Here is a 9,736-nt window from a genome sequence, read left to right as displayed (position 1 = left end):
GCGTGCGGCGCAGCACGGGGGTGATCGCACGGCGGGCATCAAAGACCTGTTGAGCGAGAAGCAACCGAGCCACCGCATGTCGGCCCCGTCGGAGATCGGCGAAGTGGCGGCCATGTTGTGCCAGCCATGGGCGCACAACATCAACGGGATCACGTTGCCGGTGGATGGGGGTTGGACGGCGCAGTAGTTCGGCGCCTGCGGTCATTCCGGCGGAGGCGGGAATCCACGGTCGGTGCCTCGCGTCGGTGGTATCGCCGATGCGAAGCGAGGCGTAGACGGGGATGTTGCGAAGCAACGACCGCATTGCTCTTGGGTCCCCTTGGTGAGTCGTCGAGCAGCGCAGGGCTTTGCAGCAGCGCGCGCCAGCGCGCATCAACATCTGACTTCGCGCCGCCTGTTTGAAAGAAGTGAGCGCAGCGAACGAAGTGATGCGCCGCCGGCTGGTGTTGTCTCCCCCTTCGGACGAGCTGAGCAGCGCAGGGCTTTGCGGGAGCGCGCGCAGCGCGCCTCCACCTCTGACTTCGGGCGGCTGTCTGAACGCAGCGGCCGCAGGCCGCGCAGTGAGTTCTGCCCGACCCGCAAAGACCGAGCAGCGCAAGGCAGCCCTCGCAACGCGAGGGCCGAGGAGGCTGGGGTCGCTTCTTTGCCTCCTTTCTTGTCGACACAAGAAAGGAGGTCGGCCGCCGGGCCGAACACCCGGCGCGGCCTCACACAGTGAACAAGATCAACGACTAAACGCACAAGGCTTTGATACCTCAGCCCGAACGGGGAGGCGAGGCACGATCCTGGATTCCCGCCTTCGCGGAATGACGGGCAGGCGCCGACCTACTGCGCCGTCCACCCCCCATCCACCGGCAGCGTGATGCCGTTGATGTTGTGCGCCCATGGCTGGCACAACATCGCTGCCACTTCGCCGATCTCCGATGGGGCCGACATGCGGTGGCTCGGCTGCTTCTCGCTCAGCAGGTCTTTGATGCCCGCCGTGCGGTCGCCGCCGTGCTGCGCCGCACGCGCCATGATTTGCGGCTGGATCAGTGCGGTCTCGGTCCAACCGGGTGCGATGCAGTTGGCCGTCACACCGCCGCTCTGGCTGGAGCCGGCGGCTGCGCATTCGAGCGCGGCCACACGGGTCAAGCCGACCAGCCCGAACTTCGCAGCCACGTACGGCCCTTTCTGCGCCGAGGCCACCATGCCGTGCACCGAGGCGATGTTGACGATGCGGCCGTAGCCGCGCGCGAGCATGCCGGGCAAGGCCAGGCGCATGGTGTGGAAGGCGGCAGACAGGTTGATCGCGAGGATCGCGTCCCAGCGCTCGGGAGGCATGTCGACCAGGGGCGCGGTGAACTGGATGCCGGCGTTGTTGACCACGATGTCGAGGCCGCCTTGCCAGGCGATGGCTTCGGCCATCAAGGCTTCGATCTCCGCGGTGTGGCCCAGGTCGCGCTGCAGGTAGGTGGCGTTCGGTGCGCCGGCGGCCCGCACGCGGGCGAGGGCTTCCTCGGCCTGCTCGGGGGCGGCCACGTCGTGCAGCACGATGCGCGCGCCGTCTTGCGCGAGCCGGGTGGCGATGGCCAGGCCGATGCCTTGCACCGAGCCCGTCACGAGAGCGGTGCGGCCTTGGAGAGATGTGGTGGCGGTCATGGGTGGGTTTTCTTCGATCGGTAAGGGTTTCAGCGTGCCGGCATCGCCGCCAGGCGCGCGCGCAACTCGGTCTTCAGCACCTTGCCGTAGTGGTTCTTCGGCAGCGCGTCGACGATGTGGTATTCCTTGGGCCGCTTGAAGCGCGCGATGTGCTCGCGGCACACCTCGTCGAGCATCTGCGGCTCCAGCGGTGTGCCCTCGCGGGCGACGACGAAGGCCACCACGACCTCGCCCCAGTCGCTGTCGGGCCGGCCGATGACCGAGACCTCGGCCACGCCGGGGTGGTGCAGCAGCGCTTCTTCGACCTCGCGCGGGTAGATGTTGGAGCCGCCGCTGATGATCACGTCCTTCGAACGGTCGCGCAGCGTCAGGAAGCCCTGCGCGTCGAGGCTGCCTATGTCGCCGGTGAAGAGCCAGCCGTTGCGCAGCGTGTTCGCCGTGGCGGCTTCGTCGCGCCAGTAGCCGGCCATCACGCTGTCGCCGCGCAGCACCACCTCGCCGGTCTCGCCGCAGGGCAGGTCATGGCCGTGTGCGTCGGTCACGCGCAGTTCCACGGCCGACTGCGCCACGCCCACCGAGCCCAGGCGCGCGAGGTACTGCGGGTGCTGCGTGTCCATCAGCTGCTGGCGCGACAGCGCGGTGATGGTCATCGGGCTTTCTCCCTGGCCGTAGATCTGCACGAAGCGCGGGCCCATCACACGCAGTGCGCGCTGGATGTCTTCCACATACATCGGGCCACCGCCGTAGACGATGGTCTTGAGACCGGTGCCGTCTTCGCCCTGGGCCACCGCCTGGTCGACCAGGCGGCGCACGATGGTCGGCGCCGCAAACATCGAGACCGCGCCGAAGTGGCGGCCGAGCGCCAGCACCTCGGCTGCGTCGAAACCCCCCGACAGCGGCACCACGTGGCGAGCGCCGGCCAGCACGTGCGGCAGGATGTACAAGCCCGCACCGTGCGACATGGGCGCGGCATACAGCGCGGCGTCGTCGGGCTGCACCATGTCGACGTCGCTGAAGTAGCACAGCGTCATCGTCATCAGGTTGCGGTGCGTGATCATCACGCCCTTGGGCCGCCCGGTGGTGCCCGAGGTGTAGAAGAGCCAGGCCAGGTCGTTGCCACTGCGTTCGACGGGTGCGGCGAGTGGCTCGCCGTGCAGCAGGGCGTCGTAGGCCGGTTGCTCGACGAAGATCAGCTCGCGCAGGGCCGAGGTGGGTTGCTCCAGCGTGGCCAGCGCTGGCCCGATGTCAGCGGTGGTGAAGGCCAGCGATGCCTGGCTGTGCGCGAGGATGTAGTCGGCCTCGCGTGGGTGCAGCTTGGGGTTGATGGGCACCACGGCCAGCCCGGCCCACCAGCAGCCGAACAGGATCTCCAGCACGGCAGGGTGGTTGCTCATGAAGAGGCCCACCCGGTCGCCGGGCTGCAGCGCGTGCTGTTCGCAGAGGGATCGGGCCAGCGTGGCCGCGCGCGTGGCCAGCGTCGCATAGTCGAACAGCAGCTCGGTGCCAAGGTAGACGGCCGGGCGCTCGCCGGCGGTGCGGGCGCTGCGCAGCAGCAAGTGGGCGAGATTCATCCCCGGAGCGTACGAGCCGCATCGGGCAGCCCGCAAGACGCGCAACTACATCAGGGTTAGCCCCGAGCCTGGCCGCGCCGCAGCAAGGCGTGCAGCGCGATCGCGCCGAAGGTGGCGGTGCCGATGCCACCCAGCGCCCAGCCGCCGAATCTGAGCGTGAAGTCGCCGGTGCCCAGGATCAGCGTGACGGCCGCAACGATCAGGTTGGTGTTGTCGGAGAAGTCGACCCGGTTGTCGACCCAGATCTTGGCGCCGGCCACCGCGATCAAACCGAACACCACGATGCTCACGCCGCCCATCACCGCCAGCGGAATGGTCTGGATCAGCGCGCCGAATTTGGGGCTGAAGCCGAGCACCACCGCGATCAGCGCGGCCACCACGAACATGGCGGTCGAGTAGATCTTGGTGGCCGCCATCACACCGATGTTTTCGGCGTAGGTGGTGACGCCGGTGCCGCCGGCCGAGCCGCTCACCATGGTGGCGATGCCGTCACCGACAAAGGCGCGGCCGAGGTAGGGGTTGAGGTCGCGCCCGGTCATCGCACTCACGGCCTTGATGTGGCCGAGGTTTTCGGCCACCAGGATCAGCGCCACCGGCGCGATCAGGAAGATGGCGTTGGCTTCGAACACCGGCGTGGTGAAGCGCGGCAGGCCGAACAGTGGCGCGGCCAGGAAGGCCGTGAAGTCGATCGGCTTGCCCAGGCCGAAGCCGTTGGTGAGCACGGCGTAGACGAGGCTGGCGGCCACCAGCCCCACCAAAATCAGCAGGCGCTGCGTCATGCCGCGGGTGTAGACCGCGACCAGGCCGACGCTGACGAAGGTGACCAGCTGCATCCAGGTGTCGAAGCTGGTGGGCGCCATGTTCTTGATCGGCACGCTCGCGAGGTTGAGGCCGATCACCGCGACCACGGCGCCGGTGACCACCGGCGGCATCAGCCGCTCGATCCAGTGCACGGCCACGTCGTTCTCGACCTCGTTGACCTCCAGGCCCTGGATGGCTGTGGATTGGGTGTTGCGCACATTGGTGTACGCGACGATCACGCCGATCAGCGTGTAGAGCGCGCCGCAGACGATGATGCCGCCCAGCGCCACGCCGAGGTTGGCGTTCGCGCCCTGCCCGCCGTAGCCGCTGGCGGCAATCACCACGCCGATGAAGGCGAAGCTGGAGCCCAGGTAACTGGGCACCTGGCCTTTGACGACGGCAAAGAAGATCAGCGTGCCGACACCGCTCATCAGGATGGCCACGTTGGGGTCGAAGCCCATCAGCAGCGGCGCGAGCACCGTGGCGCCAAACATCGCGATCACGTGCTGCACGCCCATCGCAAAGGTCTGCGGCCAGGGCAGGCGCTCGTCGGGCGCGACCACGACACCGGGGACGGGGCGCTTGACGCGCCATGCGGGGAAATAGCTCATGGGGACTCCTCCTGCCTTTGGGCGGGCAGTGTAGGAGCCGATGGCTAGGGCGTCATTCGGGGTGACGCCAAAGCTTCTCGAAGCAAGTGAAAAAAGGAGGGAAGCGGGACATTGGCCGGGAGCTCGCTCTCATCCACCCCGGTGTGCCCGCTTCCCTTTGGACGTCACATGCGTCGAGAAACCTTTGTCGATTCAGCGGCCGTTGCGCGCAGGTGCAGACACCTGGCCCGGCGGCGGGAACAGAGACAGCTGCGCCGGTGTGCGGCTCGGCTGCAAAACCTTGAAAGAACGATCCCCGGGCAGCGTGGCCCAGCCGGAGTCTTGTGCCGGCTGCCTCTGGGTGAGTCGTTCGATGTGAGGGGTCGTTGTCGGGCGGGCGACGGAGCGTGCGTTCATGGCCGTGTGCTCAGTGGCCGATCAGCCAGCGGCTGGGCGCAAATTCGGAGGGTCGCACGGCCAGGGCCTGTGCGGCGGGCGGGGCCAGCACGCTGGCGGCGCGGCTGAGCCAGCTGGCGAGGTTGCCCTGGCTCGGCGAGGCCGGTTGCGCGAGGCGCAGCATCGACGATGCCCCACCACGGCAGCTCGGGGCCGCCGGTCGGGCGCGGCGTGAGCCAGAAGACACAGAAGACGAAGCGGAGCGATGAAACAACGACATGGCAGCTGGCCCTTTTTGTGGTGTCTCCCGCGGGGCGGATGAAGCCCGGAGCGGCGGGGGGTGTGCCTGCCTAGGCGCAGCTTCCATGCCAGTGCTCGCACGGCCGTCCGGGGCCGCCAGCCGACAAAAAACGCCGTCTTTTGGCGGCCTGGCGGCCGATTTGTGGCCAGGGCGTAAGAGCGGCGTTACATCTCTGACCCGTTTGGTCGCAGGTGGCTCACCACCGCTTGGGCCACGGCCGCGTCGGCCAGCACCCGGCGGTGCCCGAGGCTTTGTGTGACCAGCAGTTGCGCGCCTGCCACCGCCTGGCTCAGGCGCTGGCCCACGGCCAATGGAGACACGCGGTCGCCCTCGTCGTGCACCACCAGCGTCGGCTGGGCCAGGCGCGGCCCGAGCCACGCGGGCTCGAAGCGGGTGAGCGGCACGCCCTCGACGCGCTCGATCGTCGAGCCCATGCGCTGCGAGATGCCGTCGCCCAGGCGCAGGCTGCGCGCGAACCATTGCAAGAACAGCGCGGGTGGCGGTGACGGCGCGATCAGCGCGAGGCGACCCACCGGCAGCCCGTTGGCGGCGGCATGGGCGGCGGCCAGCGCGCCCAGCGAATGGGCGACCACGCCGTGCAAGGGCCCAAGCCGCGCCGAAGCGGCCCACAGCGCCCGCACGAACTGCGGCAAGCTGGCGCGCCAGCCGCCGCTTCGGCCGTGGGCCGGGAAGTCGAGCAGCACCGGGTCGAACCCGGCTGCGGCCAACGCGTCAGCCAGGCCCCGCATTTGCTGCGCGTCGCCGGCCCAGCCATGCACCAGCAGCACGGTGGGGCGCGGGGATGCGTCGGTGGCACCGGCAGAGTCGGCGTCGGCACGCCGGTACACCGCCACCGCACCCTGCTCGAACGACCAGTGTTCGACCCGCCAGGGAGCCGGCAGGGTTTGCCGCCGGGCTGCAAGCTTGAGTGGCAGCGGCGTGAAAAACAGGCGCAAGGCCAGGCGAGTGGCGGCAGCCGGCGCCACCGACTGCGACAGCCGCAGCGCCAGGCCCAGGCTGCGGGCGAGCACGCCGGCGTAGAAGCCGCTCGCCGGGTTGGCAGCGCGCGGGGTGGCGGGGCTGCTCATCACAGATCCAGCCACTGGAAGTCGGCGTTGCTCCGGGGCACGGCCGACCACAACGCGAGCAACGACAAGCCAAGCGGCGCGAGCACGGCCGTGGTACCCAAGGCAATCAGAAGAACGATCAGCATGGTGAAACTCCTTGTGTCGCACGATCGTGCGAAGTGAGGCTAAAAATGCGTCGACCGGGGCTTGTGGCGGCTTTCAACGCGGGGGAGAACTTTGCAGCGAGGCGATCAGGCGCTCGTAGGCCGCCCAGCTGCGGTCGGCAGCGCGTGGGTCGCGCATGAAGCGCGCTTCGCGCATCAGCGCAATGAACAGGCCGTCGAGCTCGAACACGAGTTGGTCGACGTCGGTGTCGGGCAACAGGTGGCCGGCTTCGATGGCCTGGATGGCGGTGCGCTTGAGCGCGCCGCGCCAGCGCTGCACGTGGCTGAGCAGCTGGTCGCGCAGCGGGCCTTCGCGGTCGTCGTATTCAAACGCGCCGGCGCAATAGAGGCAGCCGCTGCGCGTTTCGACATCGCGGGCGCGTTGCATCCACAGCCGCATGATGGCGTGCAGGCGCGGCAGGCCACGCGGCTCGCGCATGGCCGGGGTGAACACGTCTTGCAGGAAGCGCCGGGCGTATTCGTCGACCACCGCGGCTTGCAGCGCCTCGCGCGAGCCGATGCGCGAAAACACGCCGCTCTTCGACAGGCCCAACCGTTTGGCCACCTCGCCGATGGTCAGGCTGTCGAGCCCGTCGGCGGCGGCCATGGCCAGCGAGGTGTCGAGGATCGCAGCCAGCGTGAGCTCGCTGCGTTCGGTCTTGGTTTCCATGGGCCGCAGTGTCGCACGATCGTGCGAAGTGTCAAGCCACTGTGGGCGGCTTGGGTATGGCATGGCGTGAACGGCGCCGCACCCCCCCCCGAGGTTCCACATCGACAGCCGCGCGGCGCTCGTGGTACACCTGACCGCGGTTGGCGCGGAGGGAGAACCTTGCTTCGCAAAGCTGTAGCTCAGGGGCGCATGCGCTGGTTGATGATCGGCCCGTTTCTGGTGGTCGTGGCCTTGCTCGCCACCCTGGCGGTGGCCAGTGTCGACATTCTTTCCGCGGTGCGCGCTTACGTGGGTGGCGAGAGCCTGTGGTCCAAGGGCCAGAAAGACGCCGTTTTCTACCTCAACCGCTACATCGACAGCCACGACCCGGTCGACTACCTGCGTTTCCAGAATGCGCTGGCGGTACCGCTCGGCGACCGACGCGCGCGCATGGCGCTGGAACAAGACCCGCCCGACATCGACGCCGCGCGCCTGGGCTTTCTCGCGGGGGGCAACCACCCCGACGACGTCGAAGCCATGATCGATCTGTTCCTGCGTTTTCGGCGCGTCAGCTTCATGGCCGACGCCATCACGATCTGGGCCGCCGCCGACGAGCGCCTGGCCGATCTCAACGTGCTGGCGCTGAAGGTGCACGAGCACATTCGGGCCGGCGACTCCGATTCGCCCGAGCTGAAAGTCCTGTTGGCTGGCCTGCCCGAGCTCAACACGCGGCTGACCGAGCTGGAGGAGCTTTTTTCCGCCACGCTGGGCCAGGCCTCGCGCACCGCACGGCAGCTGGTGCTCATCACCACCCTGGTGCTGGCCGCCGGGCTCACCGCGGGCGGACTCTTTCTCACCGCCTACCTGCTGCGCCAGCAGGCCGAGGTGGAGAACGCGCTGCGCGAGAGCAGCGAGCGTTGGGCGCTGGCAGCCGAAGCCGCCGGAATGGGCCTGTTCGAGTGGGATCTGCACAGCGGCCACGCGTCAATGGACGCACGGGCCGCCGCCTTGTATGGCCTGCACGGCCCGGTCTCCGGCATGGAGGTGAGCGCCCTGACGCGCGACATGGTGCACCCGGAGGACGCGGCCCGGTTTCGCGCCGCGGTGAGCCACCTCATTGCCCACCCGGCGCCGGCGACCCAGCGCTACCGCCTGCTGTTGCCGGATGGAGCGGTGCGCCACGTCGAAGCCATCGCCAACGTCAGCCGAAACGGCGACAACGTGGGCGTGCGCATGGTGGGCGTGCTGCGCGACGTGAGCGACCAGATGCGCGCCGCCGAACTGCAGCTCGAAAAAGAAGCCGCCGAGCGCGCCTACCGCGCCAAGGGCGAGTTCCTCTCGCGGGTGAGCCATGAGTTGCGCACGCCGCTCAACGCCGTGCTGGGTTTTGCCGAGCTGTTGCAGACCGACCCGGTCGACATGCCCACACCGGCGCAGAAGCAGCGCATGCAGCACGTGCTCGACGCCGGCCGCCACCTGCTCTCACTGATCAACGACATTCTGGACCTGAGCAGCCTGGACGAAAGTGCTGCGCCCTTGCCGGTGGTGGCGGTGGCACTGGCGCCGGCGCTGCAAAACAGCCTGCGCCATGTCGAAACCTTGGCGCGCACGCAGCAGGTGGTGCTTGAGGTGGGGTTGCCCGACCGTGCGTTGTGCGTGCTGGCCGATGCGCGGCGTCTGGAACAGGTGTTCACCAACCTGTTGTCGAACGCCATCAAATACAACCGCCAGGGGGGTGAGGTGGCGGTGTCGTGCGAGCGTGTCGATGACGACGTGCGGGTGACGGTGCGCGACACCGGGCCCGGCCTGCGCCCCGACCAGGTCGCGCGGCTGTTTCAGCCCTTCAACCGCCTGGGGGCCGAGTTTTCCAAGGTGCCAGGCAGCGGCCTCGGCCTGGTGATCACGCAGCAGCTCGTCAGGCGCATGGGCGGCAGCCTGCAGGTGCACAGCACCGAGGGGGTGGGCACCCGCATGGTGGTGGTGCTGCGGGCGGCGCCGCAGCTCGATCAGGTGGCGGCGGCGACGTAGCCTTTCGGGATGGCGCTCATCAGGCGCCGCGTGTACTCCTGCTGCGGGGCATCCAGGATCTGCGCCACGCTGGCCTGCTCGACCACCTCGCCGTCTTTCATCACCAGCACCTCGTCGGCCATGAAGCGCACCACCGCGAGGTCGTGGCTGATGAAGATGTAGGCCAGGCCCAGCTCGTCTTGCAGGTCTTTCAAGAGATTGAGCACCTGCGCCTGCACCGACACGTCGAGCGCGCTGACCGCCTCGTCGAGCACCAGCACCTCGGGGTTGAGCGTGAGGCAGCGCGCAATCGCCACCCGCTGGCGCTGGCCGCCCGAAAACTCGTGCGGGTACTTGTGCATCGCACTTTCGTCGAGGCCCACCTTGGCCAGCAGCGCGCGCGCGCGGGCCTCGCGCTCGGCCTGGTTGGCGCCGACGCCGTGCACCGTCATCGGCTCGATCAGCGTGTGGCCGATGGTGATGGGCGGGTTCAGCGAGGAATTCGGTTTCTGGAACACCACCTGGATGCGCCGGCGCATCGGCAGCATC

Annotated in this window: 11 protein-coding genes; 2 read left to right on the top strand and 9 right to left on the bottom strand. The window is 68.6% G+C overall.

What is annotated here, in order from left to right; all coding sequences use genetic code 11:
* The coding region (locus tag RMO40_RS16405; protein WP_309723711.1) for an SDR family oxidoreductase at positions 1 to 187 on the top strand (187 nt) is incomplete at its 5' end.
* 638 nt (positions 188 to 825) lie between these two features.
* Here RMO40_RS16405 and RMO40_RS16400 read toward each other — a convergent pair.
* The 8 genes from RMO40_RS16400 to RMO40_RS16365 all read right to left on the bottom strand — a co-directional run bounded on the left by RMO40_RS16400 (position 826) and on the right by RMO40_RS16365 (position 7,201).
* Complete coding sequence (locus RMO40_RS16400) at positions 826 to 1,641, bottom strand: 3-hydroxybutyrate dehydrogenase (RefSeq protein ID WP_309723708.1); 816 nt, start codon at positions 1,639 to 1,641, stop codon at positions 826 to 828.
* Positions 1,642 to 1,670: 29 nt separating this feature from the next.
* Positions 1,671 to 3,212: an AMP-binding protein gene (locus RMO40_RS16395; RefSeq protein WP_309723705.1), complete on the bottom strand. Its 1,542-nt coding sequence runs from the start codon at positions 3,210 to 3,212 to the stop codon at positions 1,671 to 1,673.
* A 56-nt stretch (positions 3,213 to 3,268) separates the two neighbouring features.
* Positions 3,269 to 4,624 carry a solute carrier family 23 protein gene (locus RMO40_RS16390; protein ID WP_309723701.1) on the bottom strand — a complete coding sequence of 452 codons (1,356 nt, stop codon included), beginning with the start codon at positions 4,622 to 4,624 and terminating at the stop codon, positions 3,269 to 3,271.
* Positions 4,625 to 4,816: 192 nt separating this feature from the next.
* Positions 4,817 to 5,020: a hypothetical protein gene (locus tag RMO40_RS16385; protein WP_309723699.1), complete on the bottom strand. Its 204-nt coding sequence runs from the start codon at positions 5,018 to 5,020 to the stop codon at positions 4,817 to 4,819.
* A gap of 10 nt (positions 5,021 to 5,030) precedes the next feature.
* On the bottom strand, positions 5,031 to 5,183 hold the full coding sequence (locus RMO40_RS16380; RefSeq protein ID WP_309723697.1) for a hypothetical protein: 153 nt from the start codon (positions 5,181 to 5,183) through the stop codon (positions 5,031 to 5,033).
* Between the two features lie 281 nt (positions 5,184 to 5,464).
* Positions 5,465 to 6,388 (bottom strand): alpha/beta hydrolase, encoded by a 924-nt coding sequence (locus tag RMO40_RS16375; RefSeq protein WP_309723695.1) that lies wholly within the window; start codon positions 6,386 to 6,388, stop codon positions 5,465 to 5,467.
* The gene (locus RMO40_RS16370; protein WP_309723693.1) at positions 6,388 to 6,513 is read right to left on the bottom strand and encodes a hypothetical protein; all 126 of its coding nucleotides are present in this window, start codon (positions 6,511 to 6,513) and stop codon (positions 6,388 to 6,390) included. Before RMO40_RS16370 ends, RMO40_RS16375 begins: the two co-directional genes overlap by 1 nt.
* Positions 6,514 to 6,586: 73 nt before the next feature.
* Positions 6,587 to 7,201, bottom strand: coding sequence for a TetR family transcriptional regulator C-terminal domain-containing protein (locus tag RMO40_RS16365; RefSeq protein ID WP_309723689.1), 615 nt, complete (start codon positions 7,199 to 7,201; stop codon positions 6,587 to 6,589).
* Between the two features lie 159 nt (positions 7,202 to 7,360).
* Here RMO40_RS16365 and RMO40_RS16360 point away from each other — a divergent pair, with 159 nt between their 5' ends.
* On the top strand, positions 7,361 to 9,208 hold the full coding sequence (locus RMO40_RS16360) for an ATP-binding protein (protein ID WP_309723687.1): 1,848 nt from the start codon (positions 7,361 to 7,363) through the stop codon (positions 9,206 to 9,208).
* On the opposite strand, the gene RMO40_RS16355 is transcribed toward RMO40_RS16360, so the two are convergent.
* Positions 9,187 to 9,736 (bottom strand): ATP-binding cassette domain-containing protein (locus RMO40_RS16355; RefSeq protein ID WP_309723684.1); only part of this gene is annotated, 550 nt, incomplete at its 5' end. The genes RMO40_RS16360 and RMO40_RS16355 overlap by 22 nt on opposite strands.

This window comes from Rhizobacter sp. (assembly GCF_031412075.1).
In the GTDB taxonomy this organism is placed as follows: Bacteria; Pseudomonadota; Gammaproteobacteria; order Burkholderiales; family Burkholderiaceae_C; genus Rhizobacter.
The sequence above is the reverse complement of the archived record's forward strand: the minus strand, read 5'-3'. Positions and strand labels throughout refer to the sequence as shown.

Bases quoted from the DNA above. Each gene is read 5' to 3' on its own strand.
- RMO40_RS16400 (WP_309723708.1), bottom strand. From the start codon at position 1,641: ATGACCGCCACCACATCTCTCCAAGGCCGCACCGCTCTCGTGACGGGC.
- RMO40_RS16395 (WP_309723705.1), bottom strand. From the start codon at position 3,212: ATGAATCTCGCCCACTTGCTGCTGCGCAGCGCCCGCACCGCCGGCGAG.
- RMO40_RS16390 (WP_309723701.1), bottom strand. From the start codon at position 4,624: ATGAGCTATTTCCCCGCATGGCGCGTCAAGCGCCCCGTCCCCGGTGTC.
- RMO40_RS16385 (WP_309723699.1), bottom strand. From the start codon at position 5,020: ATGAACGCACGCTCCGTCGCCCGCCCGACAACGACCCCTCACATCGAA.
- RMO40_RS16380 (WP_309723697.1), bottom strand. From the start codon at position 5,183: ATGCTGCGCCTCGCGCAACCGGCCTCGCCGAGCCAGGGCAACCTCGCC.
- RMO40_RS16375 (WP_309723695.1), bottom strand. From the start codon at position 6,388: ATGAGCAGCCCCGCCACCCCGCGCGCTGCCAACCCGGCGAGCGGCTTC.
- RMO40_RS16370 (WP_309723693.1), bottom strand. From the start codon at position 6,513: ATGCTGATCGTTCTTCTGATTGCCTTGGGTACCACGGCCGTGCTCGCG.
- RMO40_RS16365 (WP_309723689.1), bottom strand. From the start codon at position 7,201: ATGGAAACCAAGACCGAACGCAGCGAGCTCACGCTGGCTGCGATCCTC.